The sequence below is a fragment of the Buttiauxella sp. AC038 genome (genome assembly GCF_979253565.1).
In genome coordinates this window covers 2,456,415-2,482,031 of sequence record NZ_CEEDCQ010000001.1, presented here as the reverse complement: position 1 = coordinate 2,482,031, position 25,617 = coordinate 2,456,415, and the positions used below count along the sequence as shown (strand labels likewise).

Annotated in this window: 26 protein-coding genes; 9 read left to right on the top strand and 17 right to left on the bottom strand. The window is 48.1% G+C overall.

Annotated features, from left to right (window positions below):
* Position 1: 1 nt before the first annotated feature.
* From benC to AC0IXI_RS11820, 6 genes are all read right to left on the bottom strand, one after another.
* Positions 2-1,030 carry a benzoate 1,2-dioxygenase electron transfer component BenC gene (gene benC / locus AC0IXI_RS11845; protein WP_134182506.1) on the bottom strand — a complete coding sequence of 343 codons (1,029 nt, stop codon included), beginning with the start codon at positions 1,028-1,030 and terminating at the stop codon, positions 2-4.
* A gap of 14 nt (positions 1,031-1,044) precedes the next feature.
* A complete protein-coding gene (gene benB, locus AC0IXI_RS11840) occupies positions 1,045-1,533 on the bottom strand; it encodes a benzoate 1,2-dioxygenase small subunit (protein ID WP_064519021.1) in 489 nt (162 codons plus the stop codon).
* Positions 1,530-2,915, bottom strand: coding sequence for a Rieske 2Fe-2S domain-containing protein (locus tag AC0IXI_RS11835; RefSeq protein ID WP_471682445.1), 1,386 nt, complete (start codon positions 2,913-2,915; stop codon positions 1,530-1,532). The genes benB and AC0IXI_RS11835 overlap by 4 nt, the downstream gene beginning before the upstream one ends.
* A gap of 88 nt (positions 2,916-3,003) precedes the next feature.
* A complete protein-coding gene (gene catA / locus AC0IXI_RS11830) occupies positions 3,004-3,930 on the bottom strand; it encodes a catechol 1,2-dioxygenase (RefSeq protein WP_064519025.1) in 927 nt (308 codons plus the stop codon).
* 76 nt (positions 3,931-4,006) lie between these two features.
* A complete protein-coding gene (gene catC, locus AC0IXI_RS11825; RefSeq protein WP_471682444.1) occupies positions 4,007-4,297 on the bottom strand; it encodes a muconolactone Delta-isomerase in 291 nt (96 codons plus the stop codon).
* Positions 4,298-4,307: 10 nt separating this feature from the next.
* Positions 4,308-5,426: a muconate cycloisomerase family protein gene (locus AC0IXI_RS11820; protein WP_471682443.1), complete on the bottom strand. Its 1,119-nt coding sequence runs from the start codon at positions 5,424-5,426 to the stop codon at positions 4,308-4,310.
* Between the two features lie 313 nt (positions 5,427-5,739).
* On the opposite strand from AC0IXI_RS11820, the gene AC0IXI_RS11815 reads away from it, so the two are divergent.
* The gene (locus AC0IXI_RS11815; protein ID WP_154154808.1) at positions 5,740-6,531 is read left to right on the top strand and encodes an IclR family transcriptional regulator domain-containing protein; all 792 of its coding nucleotides are present in this window, start codon (positions 5,740-5,742) and stop codon (positions 6,529-6,531) included.
* On the opposite strand, the gene AC0IXI_RS11810 is transcribed toward AC0IXI_RS11815, so the two are convergent.
* The 3 genes from AC0IXI_RS11810 to AC0IXI_RS11800 all read right to left on the bottom strand — a co-directional run bounded on the left by AC0IXI_RS11810 (position 6,523) and on the right by AC0IXI_RS11800 (position 9,310).
* Positions 6,523-7,053, bottom strand: coding sequence for a GNAT family N-acetyltransferase (locus AC0IXI_RS11810; RefSeq protein WP_064519031.1), 531 nt, complete (start codon positions 7,051-7,053; stop codon positions 6,523-6,525). The genes AC0IXI_RS11815 and AC0IXI_RS11810 overlap by 9 nt on opposite strands.
* A gap of 2 nt (positions 7,054-7,055) precedes the next feature.
* A complete protein-coding gene (locus tag AC0IXI_RS11805; RefSeq protein WP_064519033.1) occupies positions 7,056-8,468 on the bottom strand; it encodes an aminotransferase-like domain-containing protein in 1,413 nt (470 codons plus the stop codon).
* A 137-nt stretch (positions 8,469-8,605) separates the two neighbouring features.
* Positions 8,606-9,310, bottom strand: coding sequence for an alpha/beta hydrolase (locus tag AC0IXI_RS11800; RefSeq protein WP_471682442.1), 705 nt, complete (start codon positions 9,308-9,310; stop codon positions 8,606-8,608).
* A gap of 277 nt (positions 9,311-9,587) precedes the next feature.
* Here AC0IXI_RS11800 and AC0IXI_RS11795 point away from each other — a divergent pair, with 277 nt between their 5' ends.
* The 4 genes from AC0IXI_RS11795 to AC0IXI_RS11780 all read left to right on the top strand — a co-directional run bounded on the left by AC0IXI_RS11795 (position 9,588) and on the right by AC0IXI_RS11780 (position 13,184).
* A complete protein-coding gene (locus AC0IXI_RS11795) occupies positions 9,588-10,019 on the top strand; it encodes a type II toxin-antitoxin system HicB family antitoxin (protein WP_064519037.1) in 432 nt (143 codons plus the stop codon).
* 629 nt (positions 10,020-10,648) lie between these two features.
* Positions 10,649-12,049, top strand: a complete 1,401-nt coding sequence (locus AC0IXI_RS11790) for a cytochrome ubiquinol oxidase subunit I (protein ID WP_471682441.1) — start codon at positions 10,649-10,651, stop codon at positions 12,047-12,049.
* Positions 12,049-13,062 carry a cytochrome d ubiquinol oxidase subunit II gene (cydB, locus tag AC0IXI_RS11785; protein WP_413498221.1) on the top strand — a complete coding sequence of 338 codons (1,014 nt, stop codon included), beginning with the start codon at positions 12,049-12,051 and terminating at the stop codon, positions 13,060-13,062. The genes AC0IXI_RS11790 and cydB overlap by 1 nt, the downstream gene beginning before the upstream one ends.
* Positions 13,062-13,184 carry a DUF2474 domain-containing protein gene (locus AC0IXI_RS11780; protein ID WP_064519133.1) on the top strand — a complete coding sequence of 41 codons (123 nt, stop codon included), beginning with the start codon at positions 13,062-13,064 and terminating at the stop codon, positions 13,182-13,184. Before cydB ends, AC0IXI_RS11780 begins: the two co-directional genes overlap by 1 nt.
* Before the next feature lie 44 nt (positions 13,185-13,228).
* Here AC0IXI_RS11780 and AC0IXI_RS11775 read toward each other — a convergent pair whose 3' ends face one another.
* Genes AC0IXI_RS11775 through nfrB form a run of 3 tightly spaced genes read right to left on the bottom strand, consistent with a single transcriptional unit; the run spans position 13,229 to position 19,094 of the window.
* Positions 13,229-14,092, bottom strand: a complete 864-nt coding sequence (locus AC0IXI_RS11775; protein ID WP_134182494.1) for a DUF4434 domain-containing protein — start codon at positions 14,090-14,092, stop codon at positions 13,229-13,231.
* The gene (locus AC0IXI_RS11770) at positions 14,092-16,872 is read right to left on the bottom strand and encodes an NfrA family protein (protein ID WP_471682440.1); all 2,781 of its coding nucleotides are present in this window, start codon (positions 16,870-16,872) and stop codon (positions 14,092-14,094) included. Before AC0IXI_RS11770 ends, AC0IXI_RS11775 begins: the two co-directional genes overlap by 1 nt.
* Positions 16,869-19,094 (bottom strand): cyclic di-3',5'-guanylate-activated glycosyltransferase NfrB, encoded by a 2,226-nt coding sequence (gene nfrB, locus AC0IXI_RS11765; RefSeq protein ID WP_471682439.1) that lies wholly within the window; start codon positions 19,092-19,094, stop codon positions 16,869-16,871. The genes AC0IXI_RS11770 and nfrB overlap by 4 nt, the downstream gene beginning before the upstream one ends.
* Positions 19,095-19,419: 325 nt before the next feature.
* On the opposite strand from nfrB, the gene AC0IXI_RS11760 reads away from it, so the two are divergent.
* A complete protein-coding gene (locus AC0IXI_RS11760) occupies positions 19,420-19,749 on the top strand; it encodes an SMR family transporter (RefSeq protein WP_034457061.1) in 330 nt (109 codons plus the stop codon).
* Between the two features lie 209 nt (positions 19,750-19,958).
* Entirely contained in the window at positions 19,959-20,204 is a 246-nt protein-coding gene (locus AC0IXI_RS11755) for a DUF2554 family protein (RefSeq protein ID WP_134182486.1), read from the top strand.
* A 70-nt stretch (positions 20,205-20,274) separates the two neighbouring features.
* On the opposite strand, the gene AC0IXI_RS11750 is transcribed toward AC0IXI_RS11755, so the two are convergent.
* A complete protein-coding gene (locus AC0IXI_RS11750) occupies positions 20,275-21,018 on the bottom strand; it encodes an SDR family oxidoreductase (RefSeq protein WP_134182484.1) in 744 nt (247 codons plus the stop codon).
* 122 nt (positions 21,019-21,140) lie between these two features.
* Here AC0IXI_RS11750 and AC0IXI_RS11745 point away from each other — a divergent pair, with 122 nt between their 5' ends.
* Positions 21,141-21,491 (top strand): winged helix-turn-helix transcriptional regulator, encoded by a 351-nt coding sequence (locus tag AC0IXI_RS11745; protein WP_134182482.1) that lies wholly within the window; start codon positions 21,141-21,143, stop codon positions 21,489-21,491.
* A 49-nt stretch (positions 21,492-21,540) separates the two neighbouring features.
* Here AC0IXI_RS11745 and AC0IXI_RS11740 read toward each other — a convergent pair whose 3' ends face one another.
* The 3 genes from AC0IXI_RS11740 to AC0IXI_RS11730 form a co-directional block, all read right to left on the bottom strand.
* On the bottom strand, positions 21,541-22,659 hold the full coding sequence (locus tag AC0IXI_RS11740) for an S-(hydroxymethyl)glutathione dehydrogenase/class III alcohol dehydrogenase (protein ID WP_064519145.1): 1,119 nt from the start codon (positions 22,657-22,659) through the stop codon (positions 21,541-21,543).
* A 31-nt stretch (positions 22,660-22,690) separates the two neighbouring features.
* On the bottom strand, positions 22,691-22,966 hold the full coding sequence (locus AC0IXI_RS11735) for a metal/formaldehyde-sensitive transcriptional repressor (protein ID WP_064519147.1): 276 nt from the start codon (positions 22,964-22,966) through the stop codon (positions 22,691-22,693).
* Between the two features lie 298 nt (positions 22,967-23,264).
* Entirely contained in the window at positions 23,265-23,534 is a 270-nt protein-coding gene (locus AC0IXI_RS11730; RefSeq protein WP_424221489.1) for a hypothetical protein, read from the bottom strand.
* Positions 23,535-23,947: 413 nt separating this feature from the next.
* Between AC0IXI_RS11730 and AC0IXI_RS11725 the strand changes: the two genes are divergently transcribed.
* A complete protein-coding gene (locus tag AC0IXI_RS11725) occupies positions 23,948-24,946 on the top strand; it encodes a glycosyltransferase family 2 protein (protein ID WP_471682438.1) in 999 nt (332 codons plus the stop codon).
* 62 nt (positions 24,947-25,008) lie between these two features.
* On the opposite strand, the gene cybB is transcribed toward AC0IXI_RS11725, so the two are convergent.
* Complete coding sequence (cybB, locus tag AC0IXI_RS11720; RefSeq protein ID WP_134182478.1) at positions 25,009-25,539, bottom strand: cytochrome b561; 531 nt, start codon at positions 25,537-25,539, stop codon at positions 25,009-25,011.
* Positions 25,540-25,617 lie beyond the last annotated feature (78 nt).

Here is a 25,617-nt window from a genome sequence, read left to right as displayed (position 1 = left end):
CTTAGGCAGCCGCGCTGTCCGTTGCATTCTGGCTGGGAGTGAATTTTTCGTAATGAAAATTCGCCGGGGTTATTTGGCGCTCGCGGAAACTGCGTAAAACCGCATCAACCATCGGTGGTGGCCCGCACAGATACACATCCACCTCACCCTGGTTAAGCAACTCTTCACTGAAGTGATCGGTGACATAGCCTTTTTGTGGGCAGGCGGATGCCTCATCTGTGACTACCGGCAGCCAGGTCAAATTTGGCAAGCGAGCCGCCAGTTCGTTAAGTACCTCGACCATCACCAGATCGGTATCTTTCGTCACACCATAAAGCAGCGTAATCGGCTGTTCGGCGGGAGTTTTCGCCAACTGTCTGAGCATTGCGAGAAACGGTGCTAGCCCCGTACCACCGGCCAACATCAAAATCGGACGTAACACCGGGCGCAGATAAAAACTACCCATAGGGCCCGTTAGCGTTAATACATCCCCTGCTTTCGCATGCTGCCCAAGCCAGGTGCTCATCATGCCGCCGGGAACATTGCGAATCAGAAAGCTTGCCTGCGTATCACCAGGTAGCGAACTAAACGAATAGGCGCGTACCTGCGTCCCACCAGGGATCTGGATATTGACGTACTGCCCAGGCAGGAAGTCGACTCCCTTGTCCAGGGCAATGACCAATTCTATAGCGCTGGGCGTCAGTGCTTCACTGCGCATTACCGTGCCTTCGAAACTGCCGATGCCTGTTTTGCAGGCCGCCGCGGGGACAGGCACATCAATCACACAATCAGAGTCGGGCACCATCTGGCAAGTTAGTACCAGGCGTTGTTGTGCTTCATCTTCACTGAGCGCGTCCTCAAGAAAATCTTCACCGAGGTTGTACTCTCCGCTCGCACAGTGGCACTTACAGGTGCCGCATACGCCATCAGAGCAATCCATCGGTAAATTCACTTTCTGGCGATAGGCCGCATCCAGCACCTTTTCACCCACATTGCAGGAAATAAAACGTGTGACCCCATCTTCAAAGTTGAGGGCGATGTTAAAGCTCATGGCATTACCTCTTCTCAGACGTGATAGATGTCGATCACTTGACGGATGTAATCGTTATTCAGATGAATAGTTTTGCGGGTGATTTGCGGGCGACTTTCGCTCAAATCCAGGGTGCAATATGTGGTGCCAAAGAAATAACCACTCTGCTGATAGCGGTGGCTATGGGTCACCCAGTTGTAGCGCACATCAACGCTGTTACCGCTTTGGCCGACAACAGCGATATTTGACAGCATATGCGTCGTCCGTGGCTCGGGTGTACTGGCACCGGAACGCTCCGTTTTAATGCGATATACGCGGTCTTCCAGACCCTGGCGGTTTGGGTAAAAAATCAGTGAAATTTGGCTATAGGGATCGGTGGTGAGTTGATCGTCATCACCCCAGGCTGGCATCCAGTACACCACTTTCGGGCTGTAGCAACTGATCCATTCATCCCATTGACGATCGTCTAACAGACTCGCTTCATAATAGAGAAACTGGCTGATAGCGTTGATATCCAGACTCATGGCGTCACCTCCACACGTTGGGTAATGGAGGCATCGTAACTGCGCTGCTCTTTTTCAATCGCCGCCAGCATGGTTTGCTGCCAGTGATGGTGGTGCGCGATGTACAACGCTTCGTCTTCGGAACGTACGCCACTCATTTGCGGTACAAACCCTGCTTTTTGGGCATGTTCATCTGGCCCATAAACCCAATGCTGTGCTCCACGGCTCAGGTCGCTCCATTCAAGATTTTGCCCCAAATATCCATTCTGGCAGGCACGGAACTCTTCCAAATCATCCGGCGTGCCCATACCGCTGACATTGAAGAAATCTTCGTACTGGCGAATGCGTGTGGCTCGTGTTTCAGGGGCTTCGCCTTTAGGTGCGAAGCAATAGATTGTGACTTCGGTTTTATCCACCGCCAGAGGGCGGATTACACGGATTTGAGTGGAGAACTGATCCATCAGATAAACATTCGGGTACAGGCATAGATTGCGCGTTTCATTCACCATTTGATCGGCTCGCAACTCACCGAACTGGGCAGTCAAACGTTCACGCTCGGCAAATACCGGGCGTACCTGCGGGTTAAGTGCGCGCGTCCAGAGCAGCATGTGCCCATGTTCAAAACCATAGCCACCACCAATGCTTTTCGACCAGCCATTGGCGTCCACCGCCTGAGTCCCCTCTTCTTCATAATTACGGCGCGACATCGTCGAGGCGTAATTCCAGTGGACGACACTGACGTGATAGCCATCGGCCCCATTCTCAGCACCCAGTTTCCAATTACCCTCGTAAATGTAACTCGATGCACCTTGTAGAACTTCGAGGCCATCAGGTGCTTGATCCACTATCAGATCGATGATTTTTAGAGTTTCACCGAGATAATCATTAAGCGGCATCACATCGTCTGAAAGGCTGCCAAACAGGAAGCCGCGATATGACTCAAAGCGCGGTAACTTTTTAAGATCGTGGGAGCCGTGTTGCTTAAAGTTTTCTGGGTAGCCGCCCACACTTTCGTCTTTAGCTTTTAGTAATTTACCGTTATTGCTAAACGTCCAGCCGTGGAATGGGCAGGTGAACGAGCTTTTATTACCCGCTTTACGGCGGCATAACATGGCACCACGATGAGCACAGCTATTAATTAAACCGTGCAATTCATTCTTTTTATCACGTGTAATAATTATTGGCTGTCTACCAAGGGTTAACGTGAAATAATCGCCTGGCTCAGGAATTTGGCTTTCGTGTGCCAGATAGACCCAACTCCCTTCAAATATATGCTTCATTTCGAGTTCAAATAGCTGCTCGTCAATAAAGATATTTCTGTTGTAGCGATAAATGTCATTTTCACGATCAACAATTAGCGCGTTAGCGATCTTTTTCTTTAATAAATTCAGTTTATTTTGCATAGCTTAATCTCCCGTTGGGGATCTTTTATTTCGCGATGTAATGTATGGCCTGAGGTGAAAGCGGTGCCAGCTTGCGCTGGCACTCTTATTATTCTTTGGCGCGCAGGCGAGCGATACGGGACTCTTCTTCCGGTGAATGAGAAACGCAAAGTGTGAAATCAAAATTCACTTCGGTATGCGGGCCATTTAAGCCACGCGTTTTAATGGTCTGCGCATCGGTCACTTCTACCGGATCGGCAATTAATCCGTCACGGGTTGCAAAGGCAAAATCGTCCCACAGATATTTATCACCACTGAGATTAATCTGACTGGTGAGATGTTTATGGCCTGGCGCGGAAACAAAGAAATGAATATGCGCTGGGCGATTTCCGTGACGACCTAACCCATTCAATAGATGTTGTGTCGGGCCGTTCGGTGGGCAACCGTAGCCTGACGGCACAATACTTTGCACGCTGTAACGCCCATCACTATCGGTTTTAATGCGGCGGCGCAGGTTGTATTCGCTCTGACTTGAGTCGAAGAAGGAGTAGTTACCCAGCGTATTGGCGTGCCAGATATCAACAACGGCATTTGCCACCGGGTTGCCTTTCGTGTCTCGCACAGTTCCGAAAAGCCACATGGTTTTACCATCGTCCTTCCCGTCATCCATGCGATCATGGCCCTGAGAAAGTGGCGCATTAGCAACATACAGCGGGCCTTCGATAGTACGTGGTGTGCCGGTTTCAATCTCGGCTGCTGCATCCAGAGCATCCTGGCGTAAATCCAGGTAGTGCTCAATGCCAAGGCCTGCGGCTAATAATGCCGCCTCTTTGCTGCCACCCAGTTCGTGCAGGTAATTAACTGCGTGCCAGAACTCCTCTTCGGTGACATTAAAATCATCAATCAATGCACAAATATTTTCTAACATGCGATGAATAATATTCTTAAAACGCTCATCGCCCTCCGTACTATTTAAACCAGCGCTCTCTCTTAATAATGCTTGTACTTCTGGTTGGTTAATGAAGTTCTTTGTCATAATAATTGTCTCATTGCTTATTTGTAGGGGGCCATACCCTGAAAAAGAGCATGGCTAAGATAGATTATTATTGTTTTTACTTATCGTCGTTACGAATTGATGATGGATGGCGACACAAAGCGTCTACTTGAATATCCATGTAAGGGTATAGCGGTAACCCCATTAATATTTCATGCAGTTCATCAACATCTTTGACATCAAAAATACTGACATTTGAATACAGCCCGGCAACGCGCCAAATATGTCGCCACTTACCTTCTTGCTGTAAAGCTTGTGAATAGGCCTTTTCTTTAGCTTTAATTTCTGTAGCTGTTGCTACCGGCATACCTAGCGGAATATTTACCGTCATTTCAACTTTAAATAACATGTCATTCTCCTCAATCCTTGCGGCGATAATAGTTGAGCTTATCTTCATCAATTGTCACGCCAAGCCCTGGAGTCTGAGGCAATTCGACGGAACTATTGGCAAAATGCAGCGGGTTCTCAACGATGTCATCTTTCAGTAATAAGGGGCCGAACATTTCAGTCCCCCACTGCAATGGCAGCGTTGACCAGGCATGTAAGGAGGCAACTGTTCCGATAGTACCTTCCAGCATCGTCCCGCCGTACAAACCGATTCCCGCAGCCTGAGCCACATGGGCCAGTTGCAAAACACTTGCCTGGCCACCTGATTTAGCAATTTTCAACGCGTATGCGCCAATAAAACCACGGCGAGCAATATCAAAACCGTCCTCGCGGCTGGCAACCGCTTCGTCGGCAAGGATAGCAGCCCGGCAATGCTGGCTAAGATGCACCAGTGCTTCACGGTTTTGTGCAGCCACCGGCTGTTCAATCAGATCAATACCCATTGCATCAAGCTCAGCGCAACCGCGCACGGCGGTGCTGGTATCCCACGCCTGGTTCACATCAACACGAATGCTGGCACGATCGCCAAGTGCGACCACAATGGCGCGGGTGTGTTGCATATCGGTGCGAAAATCTCGCGCACCAATTTTAAGTTTGAAGGCATTATGGCGCCCTTCTTCCAGCAGCTTTTCACCTTCGGCAATGTCTTTGCTGGTGTCGCCACTGGCCAGCGTCCATAGCACCGGAAGTTTCGTGGTGAGTGCGCCACCCAACAGCGAACTTACCGGTAGACCAAGTGCTTTTCCCTGCGCATCGAGCAGTGCGGTTTCAATAGCTGATTTAGCGAAGGTATTGCCACGTACGCACTTGTTCATCAGCGCCACAAGTGCATTCACATTATCTGCTGCCTGCCCGATGATCAGTGGCGCAAGGTAGGTATCAATTGCCGATTTAATAGCTTCCGGGCTTTCTACGCCGTAACTCAGGCCGCCAATGGTTGTCGCTTCGCCAATACCGACAATACCGTCTGAGCGAGTCAGACGAAGGATAACCAAAGTCTGGCATCCCATGGTGGTCATGGAGAGTTTGTGTGGCCGGATGGTCGGCAGGTCAACAATCACGGTGTCGAGTTGTTCGATAGTGGCGCTCATATCTCTTCCCTTGGGCACTTTTAATCAGATAGTTATCACCCATCGGTTGCGGTTGAATAGCCCCTGCAAACTTAACGGTGTTTTCTGACAATAGGAGTTCACTCGACCTGGCGTCAACGGCGGTAATCGAATTTATGTGCGATTATCGACGCGTTTCGGTTATTCACCGTTAATTTGTGATCCCAGTGGAATATTCTTCATATTGATTGATTCACGATTGTCGCTAAGCAGCAGTTAGCGCATTCTGAAGAACATTCTGACGCGACCGTGGGACATTTAAATGGCAGGCAGCAATCCTGATAACATTGAAGTTATGGCGAGCGAAAATGAAGAAATTCAATCTGTTGCAAAACGCGACCCTAATTTTATGCTCTCTCTGGCTCGTGGCCTGGAAGTGCTTAACGCTTTTACCCCCCAGCGCCAGCGTTTGACTATTTCGCAACTGAGTCAGAAAACCCATATTTCACGCGCTGCTGTACGCCGTTGCCTGTATACCCTTGCGACACTGGGTATGGTGCATAGCCCTGATGGGCGCAGCTATGAATTACTGCCGCGAGTACTGACCGTTGGGCATGCTTATCTGGCGGGTACGCCGCTGGCAAAAGCTGCGCAAATATCGCTGGATAATCTGAGTAAAAGTCTGAGCCAATCTTGCTCGGTCGCCACACTTGATGGGGATGACGTGCTGTATATCGCACGCACGGCAGTCAATAACCTGGTTAGCATCGATATTGGCCGAGGAAGTCGCCTGCCGGCCTGGGCCACATCAATGGGCCGCGTACTGTTAAGCGCATTGCCGGAGGCTGAACTTGAAGCATGGCTGGGACGGGCAAAGCTTATCCGCTATACCCAATACTCGATTACGACAATTGCACAATTACGCGAAGAAATTGCGTTAGTGCGCCGCCAGGGGTACGCCATTAACGACCAACAACTTGAAATTGGCCTGCGGTCTGTGGCGGTGCCCATGCTGGCACGCGGTGGGAAAGTCGTGGCGGCGATGAATGTAGGTGTTCCTGCTGCAGAACTTACAGTGGCCGATCTTCGTGCGCAAATATTGCCGCCGTTACGTCGTGCTGCAGCAGAGTTATCGATGTCACTTTAGGTTGGCAATCCGGTAAACAACATGTCGCCGTAAGGGATGTCCTTCATCCAGAAGAGGATGATCAAACTCCTCACCGCGCTGCATACCGATCTTTTCCATCACGCGCTGCGAAGGGATATTATCCAGCGCGGTAAATGCCACAATTTCTTTCATCCCATACTGCTCAAAGCCGATTTCCAATGCTTTACGCGCCGCTTCTGGTGCATATCCCTTGCCCCAGAACGCGTTATCAAGCCGCCAGCCAATTTCAATAACCGGTGAAAAAGGCAGCTCATAGCCGGGAACATTTAGCCCCACAAAACCTATAAATACCCCGCTACTTTTCTCCTCTACAGCCCAAAAACCCCAGACGTTCTCCGCCATTCGTTGTTCGATAGTCTTGGCCATATTGTCACTTTCTTCACGCGTAAGCGTCTTCGGAAAGTGGCGCATCACTTCAGGATTAGCGTTTAACGCGGCAAACGGCTCGCGGTCGCTCTGTTTCCATTGCCGTAGAATCAGGCGTTCGGTGTGGTATTCCATGGCTACTCCTTAATTTGATTTTTGATGAGATTCGCTAATGTCTGCACTGCGTGTTGTTCGCGCTCACCTAAAGCCCATGAAGCATTCAGGCGAAAATAGTTATGCCACGCGCCCCCGGTGGTAAACATTTTGCCCGGTGCGATACTGATTTTATGGGCAATTGCCTGCTCACTGAGCACGCTGGCATCCATGTATTCCGGCAGCTCAACCCAGACGAAATAGCCACTTTCAGTGTGATGGATTTTTATTTCCGCCGGGAAAAGCTGATGTAGCGCCTGCAAGGTTTGCTGTTTACGCTCAGCCAGAACGCGCCGCAGCTTTCGTAAGTGCGTGTCGTAACGCTTGGTCGCCAGATAATCGACCAGAGCCAACTGCATCGGCGAGCTTGTAGAAAGTGTGCTCATTAACTGAAGTTGCTGAATACGACGCGCATGTTTTCCTGCCGCCACCCAACCAATACGAAACCCCGCCACCAGGCATTTTGAAAATGACGAACAATGCAGCGTAATACCCTGCGCATCGTATGCACGTGCCGGTAATGGACGTTCGCGTCCGTAATAGAGCTCGCTATATACGTCATCTTCGATGAGCGTCACATTGTGTTGTTGCAACAATTCAATTAGTTGCTGCTTCTTTTTTGGTGACAACGTCACGCCAAGTGGGTTCTGGGCGTTGGTCATTAACCAACAGGCTTTTACTGGATAATCGTTGAGCGCCTGTTTCAGTGCCACTAGATCGATACCGTTTTGCGGATCGGTCGCCACAGACAGTGCCTTTAAACGCAAGCGTTCCAGCGCCTGTAGCGCACCGTAAAAACAGGGGTTTTCCACAATCACCCAATCGCCCGGTTCGGTCACCGCTTGCAGGCTGAGATTTAGCGCTTCTAGCGCGCCAGCGGTGATGACAATTTCATCCGGCGAAACCTGCATTCCCTGTTGGGCATAACGTCGCGCAATTGCGTGGCGCAGCGCTTCGTTACCCGGCGGCAGATTTTCAATAACGCTCATCGCTGTTGCCGTTTTACTGACGGTAGCAAGCGAGCGGTTAAGTTGTTGCAGCGGGAATAAACGTGGGTCGGGGAACGCGGATCCGAATGGCACTATGGTTGAGTCGCCACTGGCCTGCAACACATCAAAAATGTAGGTATTAATATCTACCGCTTCATCACGCGTCACTTTTACAGGAGCTATCGCACTCCGTGTTGCCGGGCGAGAGGCCACGTAATAGCCAGATTGCGGCCGAGCGACAATTACCCCCTGACTTTCAAGCGTCTGATAGGCATGGCTAACTGTCATAAAACTCATGCCGCTTAGTGCGACTTGCTCGCGCAGCGACGGCAACTTATCCCCTGGTAACCATGCACCAAGAGCAATTTGATCGATAATCTGCTGCGCAAGTTGCTGGTATTTTTTCATTTTTTGGCAGTACCGTTTCTATATCAGTTAACTAAAAATACGCCAATTTAAACAACTGTTATAGTCAAATAAAGCTTTTCATCTGCAACGGTTCATGAGCAACGCATTGTCATTTTTTGACTGGCAGCTTTTTATATTTATTTAGATAAACAGGTTTCAAAAGCAGAACGGGTTTTTTCATATAAATCAGGTGAAAGCATTAAGCTGTCCCATATGCTGTTATGACCTGCCCCCGGAATAATCAGAAGATCTTTTTTGGCAGCATTCGATGCAGAATCCGCCAGCTTTTGGGGTATTTCAGAAGGAATGATCGCGTCATTCTGTGCCGCAACAACAAGCAAGTTACCCGTGAATCTAGCTGCAATATCCCATGCATCTGTGGCTTCCCAGCTTCGATGTTTGCGAATGATTTGTGAAAAATCAGGACCAAATTTGACCTTGTAAGCGGACTTTGCGTAAACACCTGGAACCATGAGAATCAAGGATCGCAGTTGAACAACAATGCTCAAATGCAGTGCATTATAGGCCCCCATGCTTACACCCATACATCCTGACAAAGGATGATTCAGATGGGCAATGACAGCTTCTGCTTGTCTGGTACGACTGAAAAGAGAAGATTCATATAAATCCCCTCCAGTCTCTCCGTGACCGATGAAGTCAAAAACAGTCGTTCCATAGCCTAACTCTTGTAAAAGAAGGCGATATTTAGAGAAGACCTTACGATCTTTACCTCCTCCATGAAGCATTAAAATATGCCCGTTACAACCTGGTGTCGTCTCAGCGATTATTGTTTTACCGTGAAATGGCACATGGAAAGAGTCGTTCAAAGCTCCGTCGGTCATTGCGTTACCATATTGTTATATAAGGTCAGTTATTCATTTTTACTGTGATGCAGTGGTTTATTCAACAAAACAATCAACCATATATAGCTCCGAGCTATATAGGATCAATTCAAGTATTATTGGTAACGAAAATCTTCGAGTGATGACAAAAAACATCGATACATAAAGAGGTCGTTCTGGATTATCGTTGTTTTGAAAAAATAAAAGACAACATTTTTGTTATGTTTAAAATCTTATATGTTACTGTGCATGCATCACCAGAAACAAGGCCAGGTAAATGTTTAAATTTTCGGTAACAGCAGCTTTAAATGAAGATACTGATGAGTACGAAATACGTTCTCGTGACTTTGATAGTTTGCACTCAGTCGCTTTTAGTGAGGATGATATTGAGCTGGAGGCCAGAGATGCTATCACCATGATGATTGGCGAGTTAATTGATTCACGCATACCGGTGCCAACGCCATCCGCAACGATGGAAGGCGAATTAGTCATTCACCTTCCTGTGCTTACATGCCTGAAGGCAACTCTTCACAACGCGATGATTAATACCGGTACAAGAAAGGCTGACCTTGCAAGAAAACTTAATCAGAAAGGCCCGCAGATTGACAGACTTTTGGATGTCAGCCACGCATCGAAAGTAGAAACTCTGGAACAGGCCTTATATCTAATAGGGTATGAAGTTTCAGTGTCTGTCTCAAAAGTCGCATAAAAGAAATAGAAACCATTAGCCGCTACAATTTGTTTGTGGCTAATATTTCAATTTCAAATCATATTCTTATGGGCCATTAGCAGTGACCTTGCATGATTAACCTCTCACCAATACCCTTGTTATTTACAAGCCAATTGAACAGTGTTACTGCGCGCATAAATATTAAATAAACTTAACAATTAAGGTGTATTCAATTGTGGATTTTCAGTTTCTGAATTACACATAAATGGTGTGTACATAAAAAAGATATATACCCAAAATAATTCAAGATGCAGGAAGGCGGCAAGAGAACGAGTCCCGATGAGCTTACTCAGGTAAGTGATTCGGGTGAGTAAACGTAGCCAACGCACATGCAACTTGAAGTATGACGGGTATACATTGCTGTGTTTGAATTCATCCCGGCAATTGCGGAGTCGCATGGCCGGGTTTTTTTTATCGTTAACCTTTTAGACCGCACGATGAAGGATGGGCATTTATTACGGTGTGATTGGTATACAGTTTGGAAGGAATTCTGCTGAAAAGGCCTAAGAAGGAAAACTGTTATAGTTTTATGCTGAAAGTCTGTTTCTACAACCAAAATGTGACGCGCCTTACAATCGAATCGAATCAATTTTTATGCGGAGTACTGCATGTTCGGTTTAGACGCTTTTCATCTGGCAAGAATTCAGTTTGCATTTACTGTCTCCTTCCACATTATTTTCCCTGCCATTACTATCGGGCTTGCCAGCTATCTGGCAGTGCTAGAAGGGTTATGGCTGAAATCTAAAAATCCGACTTATCGTTCGCTATACGATTTCTGGTCAAAGATCTTCGCTGTTAACTTCGGCATGGGCGTGGTGTCCGGGCTGGTAATGGCCTATCAGTTCGGCACTAACTGGAGTGGTTTTTCTCAATTTGCGGGCAGCATCACCGGGCCGCTTTTGACCTATGAAGTGCTGACGGCATTTTTCCTGGAAGCCGGGTTCCTGGGCGTGATGTTATTTGGCTGGAAACGTGTCGGGCCTGGGCTTCATTTCTTTGCCACCTGTATGGTGGCACTGGGCACACTTATCTCGACCTTCTGGATTCTGGCCTCTAATAGCTGGATGCAAACGCCGCAAGGGTTTGAAATTCACAACGGCCAGGTGGTGCCGGTGGACTGGTTCGCGGTGGTATTTAACCCCTCCTTCCCTTACCGCCTGTTGCATATGTCGGTAGCCGCATTCCTCAGTAGTGCCTTTTTTGTTGGTGCATCGGCAGCCTGGCATTTGCTGCGTGGCAACAAAAGCCCAGCCATTAAAACCATGTTTTCAATGGCGCTTTGGATGGCGTTAATTGTTGCGCCTCTGCAAGCCATGATTGGCGATATGCACGGACTTAATACCCTGAAACACCAGCCTGCCAAAATTGCCGCTATTGAAGGCCATTGGGAGAATGTACCCGGGGAGCCAACCCCGCTACTGCTATTTGGCTGGCCAGATATGGAGCAAGAGCGCACGCGCTTTGGTCTTGAGATCCCGGCACTTGGCAGCCTGATCCTTACCCATAGCCTGGATAAGCAAGTTCCTGCGCTAAAAGAGTTCCCAAAAGAAGACCGCCCAAACTCAACGATAGTGTTCTGGTCGTTCCGTATTATGGCGGGCTTGGGCATGTTGATGATTCTGGCGGGCGTGATGAGTTTGTGGCTGCGCTATCGCCATCGTTTATACGAGAACCGCACCTTCCTGCGCTTTATGTTGTGGATGGGGCCATCCGGGCTCATTGCTATTCTGGCCGGTTGGGTCACGACAGAAGTGGGACGCCAGCCTTGGGTTGTATATGGTCTACTGCGCACTAAAGATGCTGTTTCAGCACACGGCAACTTGCAGATGAGCATCAGCCTTCTGACCTTCTTTGTGGTCTATATGTCGGTATTTGGCGTGGGGTATAGCTATATGATCCGCCAAATTAAGAAAGGGCCACAACCGTTTAATGACGATACACCTCCTTCGCACGGCACACCTTCTCGTCCGCTCTCTGCGGCAACTCAATCATTAGAGGAGTTACGTTAATGGGCGTCGATCTGTCAGTTATCTGGTTTGTCATTATTGTCTTCGCAACGCTTATGTACATTGTGATGGATGGTTTTGATCTCGGTATCGGCATTCTGTTTCCGTTTGTTCGTGATGCAGATGACCGCGATGTGATGGTGAACAGCGTGGCTCCCGTTTGGGACGGCAACGAAACCTGGCTGGTTCTCGGGGGAGCTGCATTATTTGGGGCGTTTCCTCTCGCGTACGCCGTTATTATTGATGCACTCACCATTCCGTTAACGTTAATGCTCATCGGCCTGATTTTTCGTGGTGTGGCATTCGAGTTCCGCTTTAAAGCAACGCCTGCGCATCGGCCTTTCTGGGATAAAGCATTTATTGGTGGCTCAATAGTGGCGACGTTTTGCCAGGGCATTGTGGTTGGGGCGGTAATTTCCGGCTTCCCGGTCATCGGGCGCACCTTTGGTGGCTCGCAACTGGACTGGATTACACCGTTTAATCTGTTCTGTGGAGTTGGTCTGGTGGTGGCGTATGCGCTACTGGGGGCGAGTTGGCTGGTCATGAAAAGCGAAGATCCATTGCTTAAAACCATGCGTAAAGTCGTAAAGCCACTGCTGGTGATGATGTTGGCTATTATCGCAATTATCAGTATCTGGACGCCACTTGCTCATCCGCAAATCGCTGCCCGCTGGTTTAGCCTGCCGAATCTGTACTTCCTGTTGCCGGTCCCCCTCCTGGTGGTGTTGTGCAGCATCTGGTTATGGAAAGCAGTCGGTTCTGAGGAAAGCTGGCATAGCACACCGTTTTTGCTGACGCTGGGGCTGATTTTCTTAGGCTTTAGCGGACTGGGAATCAGTATCTGGCCCTATCTCATTCCGCCGTCAATTACGCTTTGGCAGGCCGCAGCGCCACCGCAAAGCCAGGGGTTTATGCTGGTCGGCGCGCTGTTTATTATCCCGATCATTTTGGTTTACACCTTCTGGAGCTACTACGTTTTTCGCGGAAAAGTACAACATGGCGAGGGGTATCACTGATGAAACAGACCGGGATCCGTTTGTTATGGATGGTGGCGTTATGGGGCGCGAGTGTTTTGGCTTTGACCGCTGTGGGGATGGGATTCCGGCTGTTGATGACAGCCGCCGGGTTTAAGTCCTGAGATAAAAATGTCGGATAACGTTTACGCATATCCGACATTGATTTTTACCTGGCTAACACACCGCTTGCCACACTCATATAACGCAATGAGAAGTAGACTCTGTCCTGCCCCGGCGGGACAGGTGTCGCAAGCCATTTTTGCTGATACTCCGCTGGTGCAGGGGTCGCTTTAAAAGTTTTGGCCTGCTTATCCTGACGGAACAGTTCGATAACTTTCCCCGCAGACGGTGCTTTCAGGTACAGCGCCCGTTCAGCAGCAGTCAGCATTTGCGTTCCCGCTCCATCCTGCACCCACACTTTTACGCCACTATGACTAAGGGTTGTTACCCATTTACGGTAAGAGTCAGGTGTCATATTTCCGGCAAAGAAGCTACTCACAGCAACGGGTTTATCAGCAACTGCCGCCAATGACAGACGGGTTTTACTCAGCCAGCTAAGCGCTGCTTGCTGCATTTGCGGGTCACGCCAGCGCAGGTCATCGAGTTCACTACTGATATACCAACCCGCAATCGACTTTTCACCCAGTACGTCTACCCAACGTTTTGCTACCGCAACATCATCAGCACGTAAGCGATTGAGATAATTTTCTAGCGCCGGGAGCGGCTGTTTTTGCCGTTCGAAAAATTGACCGTCTGCAGCAAGGCCGATAACGAGCTTCATACCGTTGGTAGTGGTTAGTTGCGCTTTATGTTCAAGCCAGGCGCGAGATTCACCATCGCGAAACGCATTATCGTAGCGGCTCCACTGCAATACCAGGGTATCAATTCCCTGCCCTTTGAGTTTGTTCAACACGCTCTGCCACTGGGCATCAGTCACTGTGGTATCACGCAATTGCGGCTGATACATCACCGCATTCATGGCATTGGCAAAAGGGGTAACCAGCAGTAACGCGGTTAATAGGATCTTCATTACCAGCGGGCTCCCAGAGTCAGGAAAAGATTATTTTTGGAGTCTGTATCGCGGTTATGCCCGGAGAACGCACGCTGATACTCAAGCCCAACACTGACTTTGTGTGGGAAGGCGCTGTAGTGCGTCTCCCCAAACCAGGTATTCAGTCTCACACCGACACCACCAAGGGTGTTGTCGCGATACGGAGTGTCAGTACTGGCGTTGTACTGGGCATGCCAGTAAGGCTCAATAGTTTGTTTGCCGTTGATTTTTTGATGCCAGCTCATGCGGTAATCGGCGGTATAAACTTGATAATCCGCTTTAACAAAATGAGCCGCATCCAGATAGAGATTTTGAGCCATCCAGCCATTTCCTGTCGGATGCCAATCATCACTATATTTACCGCCGTTAAAGAATGAGGCACTGGCACGCAGCATAACGTCAGCCTGGCCGTGATGATGATCCAACGGGATCTGTTGTTCAGCCGCCAGATAAATAACCTGGTCACGAAGCGGTTTCCAGCGCACACCAACACCCAACATTGGCTCATATACCGGCAGAAAGTTCTGCTGGCCATTGCTGTCGCTACCTGCAAACACACGGCTGTAAACGGAAAGCTGATCGCCGTCGATGAGTTGGTTTTTACCGATACGGTACTCAGCCTCAAATTGTTGATAGCTACGGTAACTTTTCCCCTGCTGAACCCCGTTATTGCTGCCTCCACTATTAAGTGAATCTGGCGTTAAACCGAATGAACCATCGTAGGTGAAAGTCCAGCGACGTTGGCTATCTTCGTGAGTTCGGCGGAACGCAAAACGGTCTTCTTGTTGTTTGTCGCTCAGCTGTTGTTGTGGCGTGATGCTGTTATCAATGTCATCCACAACTTGCTCGCTGTACTGCTTAGTTTTCGGCTTATCGTCCAGTCGTTCATTGAGATACACCAACTGGCGTAAGATCTCTGGCGAGTCCGTGTGGGTTTCACGGGCTTTTTCCAGTGCATCGCGGGCTTCGTGATGCTTACCTTGCGCTAATAGTGCAAAACCACGTGCGGCATCATCCATTACGGGAGCCGATTCCAGTTTCAGATCCGACATTCCACGCTGTGAGGCAACATTCTGCCAATGGCCATAGGCCTTCTCGTCTCCGGCAAGTTTTGCGCTGCGAGCCGCAGCCTGCACATCGTTATCCACCATTTCTGTGGCAGGAACCTGTGCCCAACTCGCTTTGGCAAGTGCGTAATCTTCTGTAGCGTAAGCCAGATAAGCCACCTGACGTTGGTAAAATGGCGAAGGGTCACGCGCAACCGCTTGTTCGGCAGCGTAAAGCGCAAGGCCTGGCTGCCCCGGATAGCATTGCGCAAGATGCGACCAGCTTTCAGCGTCATACTGCGCAGATAAATCACCTAATATGTTTCGCACCTGCGTGCAGTTTTCCTGCCCCTGGAACAGTCGTGCCTGTGCCATACGCTGCGTGGCGGTCGGCAAAGGTCTGGCAAGGCGAGCTTTATTTTCGGCGGTCAACCAATCCGGATGTGCTGCAAGCTGGCTATACAAACGTGTACTCAGTGAATGCTGTAACTTACCGACATGAGTAAATGGCCAGTAACGCAATAGCAATTCGCTAGCCACTTTCCCCTGCCCCATAGAAACCAGCTGAAAGCTGGCAGTTTCCAGTTCTTGCGCTGATAAACCGCGAGTTTGCGTGATTTTACTAATGAGCTGCATGCTGGACTGCGTGTCTTTCTGCGCCAGACTTAATGCTAAACGCTGATCGAGCGCCTGCATTTCCGGGAAGGTATTGAGCAGTTCGTTCGCCCCTTTCCAGTCACCTTTTAGGATGCGGATGGGTACTAAAGTCGATAAAACATACTGTTTGTTTTCTGGATGTTTAACGCTCCATCCCGCAACTGTGCGCCCTGGTTGCTGGCTATAGGTTGCCAATAACCGCATCCAATTACGTTCTTCTATGGCTGAATCAAATACCGGTTTACGGTTTGCGAGATAACGGCGCAACTGAGTCAGAGCATTACGCTCAGCCAATGACTGCGCGTAAGCCAGTTGCATTCCGGCACTGTTCATCACTCCCTGGCTTTGCAAATCCAGGATTCGTTGGTCACGCTGCATATGTAACAGAATGGCAAACCATTGTTGATACTGTGCGTCAGTCAGTGTCGCCTCACTGTCCAACAGGGCAAAACCCTGGTCTGCTGCACTCCACTGTTGCAAAAAAATTGCCCGCTGCGTGTAGTTGTCCGTCAGTTGCTGCCCCTCTTTTGAGTGACGGAATTTCGTGTCAGACAACTGCGCTCGGGCAATATCTAACTGATTGAGTTTGAGAGCATAGTTGCCTACTTCACTGCGACACTGAACGCCCGGTGAGGCATCGCAGTTTTTCTGGAATGCCAGCAATTGCTCGTAGGTTTTGACTTCTGGAGCAGGCACAGGAATCGCCACCAGTGCGCGCTGTAAGTCAGCGTTTTGTGGCCTTTTCGCGAGCTCAGTTTCCAGCAATTCCCGAGCTTTCTTATCGTGGCCGAAGTGCCGATAAGCCTCAGCAAGCCATAACGACAAGCGCACACTCTCGGGGGCCATTGCATGGGCATGTTCAAAACTACGCAATGCACGAGTTTCATCATTTGCTTTCAAGGCTTCATGTGCCCGCTCAATATGCGGATAAACCTTGAAGTAAAGGTAATCATTGAGTCCCAGATCTTGTTTAGTTCCTTCCTTAGCAGCCAAAGCTGGTACGGCAAGTAAAACACCGCAAACCAGAGCTGCCAGCGGGGTTAGACGTATCTTCATCCTGCCTCCCCGTATAGTCGAGCCTGTTGCAATCCGCTGATACCTGCTTTTTGCAGTAGGCCTTTGAACGAGGGTTGCAATCTCTTTTGCTGTGCCAGCGCGTGATCAACAACGTGTTGACTCACTACCCCTTCTTGCACCAGAAACTCGCCGAACATCAAATCGCTGCGTTCATAACGTAATAGAACAGCTCGCAGAACAGCTTCATTGAGGTGAGACTCATTACTCAACACTTCAGCAAACAGAAGTTGCCCGGAGACATATTTGTCCCAAATCTCATCAGCCTGCGCTTTCGTGAGAAGGTTTTCTTTGACGGCACAGTCGAGCAATTGCTTTTCCTTCGTCAATTGTTCATCGCCGTACCAATGACGCAGGCCAATAACTACCTGGCCTCGCGGCACAATAACGTAGCTCACATTCCGCCCGAGTTTGCGGCCCAGCGCCGACAGCGAAACCGGATCGATCGAGTTTTCACAAGCCAGAACAAGGGTGTCGCCTTCCATGCGCAATGGCAGAACCGCATGGTGCTGCACCACTTTTGCAGGAACGCTCTTAATCAATGATTCATCAAGTGCAAGAGGATCGATTGACTCCATCGGCACTTCAGCTTGTTTTGCCAGCGCAACAGCAAGCTGATATGCAGTGATATAGCCCAGTTGCACCAGACTTCCGCCCAGTTTTAGGCCTGGAATGCGCTTTTGCAGCGCTTCTTCAAGTTCAGCCCGGGTAATCACACCAGAATCTACCAGGATATAACCCAGAGGTTGAGCAGAGCGTTGATCGCTTACGGTCGGGAAATCGTGAGTAGTTTTATCCCATGCCACGCGACGTGGATCGCCATGTTGGATAACCTGCTTAATCGCCCGCCAGTTCGCCACAAAGTTAATCAAGTTGCCCCAGAACAAGCGCGGCAATACCAATAAGCCTTGCCCCAGTCCGTAATAACCTGTCACGAATATCATGCGTTGAATGATGCGGTTAGACATCAGCAGTAAGTTAATCCACAGCAACATCGTCAGCCATGTACCACCGACAAATATTGATAAGAATTGCCATGCCCCATCGACCATGCGCTGATAAATGATGATGGCAACCAGTTGCAGCATTACTAGCATTGCCGCGAAACTGAGAAAGTTTGCAATCGCCCCTTTGCGGTCGCGCCAAAGGAAATAGTTGAGAACCGGGCTCGAACTCCAGCGGTGAGTTTTAAAACCCTGGAACACGATGCCGATTATCCAGCGAGACTTTTGGCGCACAGCTGTGGCAAAGGTGTCAGGGAAATATTCGCGCACGCAGATAACATTGGCAGTTCGGGCACGTTGACCAAAGGGTTTGGCAGATTTGTCATTTGCGTCAACAACCGGGAAGCGACAGAAAATCTCTTCCATCCCTTTTTGACGCAGACGGAAACCAATATCGTAATCTTCCGTCAGGCTCTGCACATCAAACGCAATGCCGTCACCATCGGCTAATAGCGCCAAAACCGCACGGCGGCTAAAACATGTACCCACCCCTGCGCTGGGTACCTGCCCCGCTAAGGCCTCACGTACCGGTACATCTTTACCATGCAGCTCTGAAAATTCATCCAGATAACTCAAGCTTGTGAAGTGTGTCCATTTGCGTTCAAACGGATAAACTGGGATCTGAATTAAGTCTTTTCTATCAACCAGATAATTAAAAAGACGCAATTCGAGTGGAGAAATAACATCTTCTGCGTCATGAAGAATAAAACCGGAGAAATTAAAACGCGCGCTGTTTTCAAACTGTAAAATAGCATCCAGAATGTTGTTCAGGCAGTCCGCTTTGCTGGTGGGACCAGGCCGTGCGCATACCACTTTATGAACATTTGGAAAACGTGCGCAGACTTCATCTACATCACGTTGCGTATCCGGGTCATTAGGGTAAGTCCCTACAAAAATATGGTAGTTTTCGTAGTCCAGTGAACTGGCGGCAAGACGCGCCATATTGCCGATAACCCCAGTTTCATTCCATGCAGGGACCATAATAGCCAACGCTTTTTCTTGCGGCTCATATAGGGCTTTATAGTCCAGATAATCATTTTTGCGGTATACCGTAACCGAGCGCCATACCCGGCGAACCCAGTAAACAATATCGATAAATAAATCATCAATTCCGCTAATTAACATCAATATCGCCAGCGTAATAGCGACAACTTTCAAACCGTAGAGATACGTTGAAAAGTAATCAACAAACCAGTCCATTTTTTACCCCAAAGGTCACGTAAAGCCTGGTGCAGCCATCCACAAGAGGTCAGATGCATCTACAGCAAGGACTCAAATGTTACCGGTATCATAGTGTAATAAGATAAATCCAGGAAGGATATAAATCTAGAATTAACGTTTTTTACAATCCATGAAATTGTACCATCAACGATAAAACCAGTGTTTTCAGCTGACATTTACAACTGTTACAGAATATACAGCGAGGAAACAAAATGAGAATTTTCTATGACAGTGAGGGGCATTTCTTGCCAGAAATGGCTTTGATCTTTACATTGACGGCCTGAATAGTGAGGGAGAAACGAACATGACTTATATCTGGCTGATTGTGGCAATTATTGCAGAAGTGATTGCGACCACTTCACTGAAACTCTCCGAAGGCTTTAGCCGTTTATGGCCAAGCGTGGTCACAATTGTGTTCTACGGCGTGGCGTTTTATTGCCTATCGGTAACCATGCGCACCATCCCTACCGGGATTATTTATGCGATTTGGTCAGGTGCTGGAATTGTGTTAATCGGTGCGGTGGGCTGGATTTTTTTGGGGCAGAAACTCGATTGGCCGGCGATTGCGGGTATGGCATTGATCATTATTGGCGTGTTGGTCATTAACTTGTTTTCAAAGTCGGTTGCGCATTAATCCCTCTTTTTATAGCCATGTTTGCGGGCTTTTCCAACACGAAAGCTTGCCAGCATGGCATATCAATTATTAACCATTCGTAAACCAAATCTTAACTATTGAACCTTTTACACTGCTGACAATTCTCTTGCTTTATTTCTAAAAGTTGAATAGTAACTAGACGGAATTATCTATACAGTGTGCCCGTCACGTTAATGAGGTTGATGGTAATGGTTAAACAATTGAGGTCAAAATTAGGGATGATTTTGTTGCTGATAGGCACGGCGTTGTTCTCCGGCCAGACTACAGCGCAAACACATGGTCATTTTTATTTGGTCGTCAAAAGTGCTGACATGTTGCTACGCCATCAGGCTGATAGTGACGAAATCCGTCAGGCTGCCGAAGACTCCGCCGCCGATTTTCGTGAGCAGCATTTTCACGTGAAGGAGCGCCGCGCGGGGACTTATCCACTTTAAGACGATATAACTCAGTTCGATTTAAACGAATATCTACTGTGGTAAATCGAACTGAGCTCTTCAATCGCTCTTACAAATTGCCCACCCCACCATCTATTAATAATTCGCTGCCGACCATAAAGGCAGACTCATCGGATGCGAGAAAGACGGCAGCTTTTGCCAATTCGAGAGCCGTACCCAAACGACCTATTGGCACGAGCGCACGAATCTCTTCGCGGAGTACTTCCTCCGATGCACCATTGCCAAGCTTACCCAAAGCCGGGGTTTCAGTTGGGCCAGGGCTTAATCCATTCACCCGAACTCCTCGCGAGTGCAGCTCGCCAGAAAGGGTTCGCGCGAGAGAAAGGATTGCGGCTTTGCTGGCCGCATAAGCATTGCTTTGTGGCAAACCAATATGTGCACTCACGGAACCACAGACAATTATCGACGATGGGTTAGCCAGAAGTGGCAATAGCGCCTGAATCATGAAGAACGGCCCTTTAAGATTGGTATTCATCAATCGGTCATAACTGCTTTCGTCCCATTCCTGTAACGGATGATGCGTTACGTCACCGGCATTTACATACAACACGTCGAGACGCGGGCACCATTGTGCAATCTGTTCAGCCAAATCACGTTGTTGATCGATATCTCCCGCATCGCTGCGAATGATATGTACATTTCCCAGTTGCTCTTTCGCGGCCAATAATCCTGATTCGCTACGTCCGGTGATAGTAACCGTCGCCCCTTCCGCAAGAAACTGCCGCGCCGTCTCAAACCCAATACCGCTAGTGCCACCGGTGATTAATGCGTATTTACCTTGAAGTCTGCCCATTACCGTTACCCCGCGATTGGCTAGTCAGGGCATTATTTACGCTATAGTATCTTTTGGATAGTAGGCACCGTTTGGATACTAAGGCACTTGATGGGATGGATTGACAATTCACAGGAGCAAACATGATAAATAATTTTTCGGCCTTGCCAATAGCAGGTGAAAGCTGCCCGATGGTCAGTTTTGTGAATCTGATTTCTGGGAAATGGGCAATCCCGATTCTTTACCGCTTGATAATCATTGGTGAGCCGGTGCGCTTTAGCGATCTACAGCGTGCGGTTCATCCCATTACTCAAAAAGAGTTGACGCGCCAGCTACGCCAATTTGAATCCAGAGGATTGGTGACCCGGCAAGTCTTCGCAGAAGTGCCACCGAGAGTGGAGTATCAGATAACGGAATTAGGAAAGTCGCTACGCCCTACGCTTGATTCATTAGCAGACTGGATGCGGGAAAATAGTGAGAAGTTGAGAGAGTAGCCCCCTCACTGATACGCTATTAAATAGAATCAGTGAGGGTTTTTAACGGTTACTTATCGCCGAAATGGATAACGGTACGAATCGATTTACCTTCATGCATTAAATCGAAGGCTTCATTGATTTGTTCAAGCGGCATACGGTGGGTGATGAACGGGTCCAGGTTGATTTTGCCAACCATCGCGTCTTCCACCATACCTGGCAACTGTGTACGCCCTTTCACTCCACCAAATGCAGAACCACGCCATACGCGGCCGGTTACTAACTGGAACGGACGAGTTTTGATCTCTTGACCTGCGCCCGCTACACCAATGATAACGCTTTCGCCCCAGCCTTTATGGCAGCATTCCAGCGCGGAACGCATTACATTGACGTTGCCGATACATTCAAAGCTGAAATCCACGCCGCCGTCGGTCAGTTCGACAATCACGTCCTGAATCGGCTTTTCGTGGTCTTTCGGGTTGATGCAATCGGTCGCACCCATTTCGGTCGCCAGTTTGAATTTCTCTGGATTGGTGTCAATGGCCAGAATACGCCCGGCTTTCGCCTGTACCGCACCCTGAATCACTGCCAGACCAATACCGCCCAGGCCAAATACTGCAACAGTATCGCCCTCTTTTACTTTCGCCGTGTTGTGCACCGCGCCGATACCGGTAGTGACGCCACAACCTAACAAGCACACTTTATCCAGTGGTGCTTCCGGGTTAACTTTTGCCAGAGAAATTTCCGCAACCACAGTGTACTCACTGAAAGTACTGGTGCCCATGTAGTGGTAAATCGGTTCGCCATTATAAGAAAAACGCGTGGTGCCATCCGGCATCAAACCTTTACCCTGAGTGGCACGAACGGCCTGGCACAGGTTAGTTTTGCCTGATTTACAGAACTTACACTCGCGGCATTCTGCGGTGTACAAAGGAATGACATGATCGCCTGGTTTCAGGCTAGTAACACCCTCGCCCACTTCCATAACGATACCGCCACCTTCATGGCCCAGCACTGCCGGGAACACGCCTTCAGGATCATCACCAGATAAGGTGAAAGCGTCGGTATGGCAAACGCCAGTATGGGTAATCTTTACCAGCACTTCGCCTTTTTGTGGCGGTGCTACATCAATTTCTACGATTTCAAGCGGTTTGCCTGGGCCAAATGCAACAGCTGCACGTGATTTCATGTTCTTCTTCCGTCGTCAGGTGGGAGTGATTTTATTTTAGATAAGAGCGAATTAAATTACCGACTTCTGCCATACGTACAGCACGCTGATCCTCAGAGGTTTCCCCCGCGACCAGCTCGTCTTTTAGATGGATCTCCATCATTTCGCCCATCAGGCCGTTCGCCGCTCCGCGAACCGCGGCGATTTGTTGCAAGATGGCGATGCAAGGATCGCCATTTTCCAGGGCGCGCTCTATTGCTTCAGTCTGGCCACGTATGCGTCGCACGCGAGTCAGAATGCGTTTTTTGTCTTCAGGTGAATGTGGCATTTTGACCTCCTGATACTATAGGGGGGTATGGTACACTATTTTCAGAAATATTGATGAATTTCTATTTTTGTTAAATAACAAAGAATTAAGTTCAAGAATAAACACACAGGTGAATCAGCGCTGATAAATGTCTGTCTGCAAATACGTCAACAAGTCGAATGTTTAAACCACGATGGAATCATAGCAGAGCGATTGTTTCACTGAGGAATGGTACGAGTGGAAGAAAGAAGGTGAGAAAAAGTAGCCGTTGGTGTTGTGGCTGTTCCGGTGTCATAACACCAACGGGATTTATGATCTGCTACTTTTTGCGAAAGAGATTAATAGCAACTGCCGTCAGAATCCCTATCAGGGGCATGGCTATAGCGCCCGCTAAAAAATTATGCTGGTCTATTCGCTTTTCCCTGCGGATATCAGCAAAGCGGGCAAGCGCGTGTTTTTCATCAATGGCACTGACCTCTTCGAATTGTTTTTCGTAACCCTGTTCAGTCAACCGAGCGGTTTCGTCCGAGTCAGACCTTTCTAATACAACGGTTTGTTTACCTTGTTGAAAAAAACAATAATCCGGCATTTGGTGCTCCACATTGAGGAATATGTGATTAAACAACATACAGACCGGTATTAATTGCGTACATACCTGCCTGCGGATTCGCATCCAACTGCTCACATATTTGCATTTTAGTTGATCAATTCCAGCAAAATATGAAGTAATACTGGGATAGCTAACTGCAAGGTTCATCTGCTTTCACCCTACTTTGTTTGAGCCATCTGTCGGCACCACATCTTTTTGCGTGCGTGCAACGCTAACGTCATAGCCGCTCTCATCCCTCCATGCAGTATGGCGGCTAACTGGCGAAGTTCTATCACTTCGTTTATCGGAATAAAGGATCGATTCTTTCGTGAAATCTTGGAAAATGAAGATCTATTCCTTAACGCAACCAATAACTAATGGTTAGGATGCGGCGTAAACCAAGAAGTGTTAAAATGTGGCAATATTTTAAAGAAGAACAAAAAGCGAGCTTCGACACATTGATGAAACTAAGTATTATCATCCCATGCTACAACTCTGCCGAATTTATTGAAGATTGTCTTGAATCCGTCCTCCCTAATATCCAAAGTGATATGGAGGTCATCGTTGTCAATGATGGTTCGACTGACAATAGCAGTGACGTTATAAAAAACGTCGGGCACCGTTATCCTGATAAAAACTTGATCATTATTAATCAAGACAACGCTGGTTTATCTGCGGCCAGAAATAAAGGGTTAAGCATAGCTTCCGGAGAATATATTTCACTCCTGGATTCTGATGATATTTATGATCGACAATTTTGGTGTGAAGTTCCTCCTCTTCTTAACGATTCATCGATTGATATCATCGAGTTTAATGCTGAACAGTTTGAGAATGAACTATCGAACATAGTCGAACATATTGATTGTGCAGTTTTTTCTGGAAAAAAGCATATCTCTTCAATCGAACAATTGAAGCCTGCATTTCAGCGTTCCAAGTGGTATCCATGGGCCAGGGTTTACAAAAAATCGTTATTTCTGGACAACAATATTGAATTCCCATATGGAAGGCTATACGAGGACATGAGCACTGTCCCCGCTTTGTATTTAAAATGTAAATGCATTTTTGGAGTTAACAAATCACTTATCTGGTACCGTTTTCACAAAAAAAGCATCACCCAAACTTTCAGGCAAAAAGACATTTCTGATTTGGTTTATGTTGCAACCAAACTATCATCTCTTTCAAAAGAGAACCCTGAAGCAAAAGAAATTATTTTCCCTACCATGCAGAGGGTGTTTAATTTTATTAAATACACTCTGGTTAAAAATAAACAGGCAAATTTTCCGCTGTCAGAACAAAGAGCATTGCGAAAGGCATTAATGTCTTTTATAAGCGAATTCAAGCTCTCTCGTAAAATTCAAATACTCATTCTTCCTGTTTATCTAAATACTATCGTAAGAATAAGAAAAAAATAATTTAGTCTATGCGAGTTGGCCCTTCCAACCATTCTGGATTTCCAGGGCCAACTCGGTTGAATTTAGCCCTTTTTACCTGGCATCATGCGCAGCAATGTATTGTCTCTCCACACATAATGGTGGAACAGTGCGGCAAATGCATGAATGCCAATCACAAAGTAACCGATGTTAGCGATAAGCTCGTGGTAGCTCTTAATGGTAAATTCCATATCCTCATCAGGTTCAATCGCATGCGGCATAGGAATGCCAAACACCGACCAGTCACTGCCTTTAAAGTACACTGTTGTAAAGCCGAGAATCGGTAACACAATAAACATCAGATAGATAATCGTGTGCACCAAATGGGACATTCCCGTAATAGCAGGATGCGGTTTTGGAGTAATTGCTGGTGCGCGATATTTAATGCGTATCAGCAAGCGGGCAATCATCAAAAAGAACACGCTGATCCCACAAGTCACATGAGTTGCGTTGAAGACAGGACGATACGATCGCGGTGCAAAACCTTTCAGTTCCATCGCGCAATATGCCCCCACTATCAATAAAAAAACCAGCCAATGAAGTGTTATCTGTAACGAGGTGTATTTGCTGCGCATTAGGGTGTCCTGCTTAGTCACAATGATTTTTCCAGGATAGCGGCTAATTCTTAGAAAATCATTAACATCTGGTGAAAT

Bases quoted from the DNA above. Each gene is read 5' to 3' on its own strand.
- AC0IXI_RS11725 (WP_471682438.1), top strand. From the start codon at position 23,948: ATGTGGCAATATTTTAAAGAAGAACAAAAAGCGAGCTTCGACACATTG.
- AC0IXI_RS11795 (WP_064519037.1), top strand. From the start codon at position 9,588: ATGTTTAAATTTTCGGTAACAGCAGCTTTAAATGAAGATACTGATGAG.
- benC (WP_134182506.1), bottom strand. From the start codon at position 1,030: ATGAGCTTTAACATCGCCCTCAACTTTGAAGATGGGGTCACACGTTTT.
- catA (WP_064519025.1), bottom strand. From the start codon at position 3,930: ATGACAAAGAACTTCATTAACCAACCAGAAGTACAAGCATTATTAAGA.
- cydB (WP_413498221.1), top strand. From the start codon at position 12,049: ATGGGCGTCGATCTGTCAGTTATCTGGTTTGTCATTATTGTCTTCGCA.
- AC0IXI_RS11735 (WP_064519147.1), bottom strand. From the start codon at position 22,966: ATGCCACATTCACCTGAAGACAAAAAACGCATTCTGACTCGCGTGCGA.
- AC0IXI_RS11805 (WP_064519033.1), bottom strand. From the start codon at position 8,468: ATGAAAAAATACCAGCAACTTGCGCAGCAGATTATCGATCAAATTGCT.
- AC0IXI_RS11810 (WP_064519031.1), bottom strand. From the start codon at position 7,053: ATGGAATACCACACCGAACGCCTGATTCTACGGCAATGGAAACAGAGC.
- AC0IXI_RS11760 (WP_034457061.1), top strand. From the start codon at position 19,420: ATGACTTATATCTGGCTGATTGTGGCAATTATTGCAGAAGTGATTGCG.
- AC0IXI_RS11745 (WP_134182482.1), top strand. From the start codon at position 21,141: ATGATAAATAATTTTTCGGCCTTGCCAATAGCAGGTGAAAGCTGCCCG.
- AC0IXI_RS11730 (WP_424221489.1), bottom strand. From the start codon at position 23,534: ATGCCGGATTATTGTTTTTTTCAACAAGGTAAACAAACCGTTGTATTA.
- AC0IXI_RS11815 (WP_154154808.1), top strand. From the start codon at position 5,740: ATGGCGAGCGAAAATGAAGAAATTCAATCTGTTGCAAAACGCGACCCT.
- AC0IXI_RS11770 (WP_471682440.1), bottom strand. From the start codon at position 16,872: ATGAAGATACGTCTAACCCCGCTGGCAGCTCTGGTTTGCGGTGTTTTA.
- AC0IXI_RS11740 (WP_064519145.1), bottom strand. From the start codon at position 22,659: ATGAAATCACGTGCAGCTGTTGCATTTGGCCCAGGCAAACCGCTTGAA.
- AC0IXI_RS11750 (WP_134182484.1), bottom strand. From the start codon at position 21,018: ATGGGCAGACTTCAAGGTAAATACGCATTAATCACCGGTGGCACTAGC.
- AC0IXI_RS11755 (WP_134182486.1), top strand. From the start codon at position 19,959: ATGGTTAAACAATTGAGGTCAAAATTAGGGATGATTTTGTTGCTGATA.
- AC0IXI_RS11790 (WP_471682441.1), top strand. From the start codon at position 10,649: ATGTTCGGTTTAGACGCTTTTCATCTGGCAAGAATTCAGTTTGCATTT.
- benB (WP_064519021.1), bottom strand. From the start codon at position 1,533: ATGAGTCTGGATATCAACGCTATCAGCCAGTTTCTCTATTATGAAGCG.
- AC0IXI_RS11780 (WP_064519133.1), top strand. From the start codon at position 13,062: ATGAAACAGACCGGGATCCGTTTGTTATGGATGGTGGCGTTATGGGGC.
- AC0IXI_RS11800 (WP_471682442.1), bottom strand. From the start codon at position 9,310: ATGACCGACGGAGCTTTGAACGACTCTTTCCATGTGCCATTTCACGGT.
- catC (WP_471682444.1), bottom strand. From the start codon at position 4,297: ATGTTATTTAAAGTTGAAATGACGGTAAATATTCCGCTAGGTATGCCG.
- AC0IXI_RS11820 (WP_471682443.1), bottom strand. From the start codon at position 5,426: ATGAGCGCCACTATCGAACAACTCGACACCGTGATTGTTGACCTGCCG.
- nfrB (WP_471682439.1), bottom strand. From the start codon at position 19,094: ATGGACTGGTTTGTTGATTACTTTTCAACGTATCTCTACGGTTTGAAA.
- AC0IXI_RS11835 (WP_471682445.1), bottom strand. From the start codon at position 2,915: ATGCAAAATAAACTGAATTTATTAAAGAAAAAGATCGCTAACGCGCTA.
- cybB (WP_134182478.1), bottom strand. From the start codon at position 25,539: ATGCGCAGCAAATACACCTCGTTACAGATAACACTTCATTGGCTGGTT.
- AC0IXI_RS11775 (WP_134182494.1), bottom strand. From the start codon at position 14,092: ATGAAGATCCTATTAACCGCGTTACTGCTGGTTACCCCTTTTGCCAAT.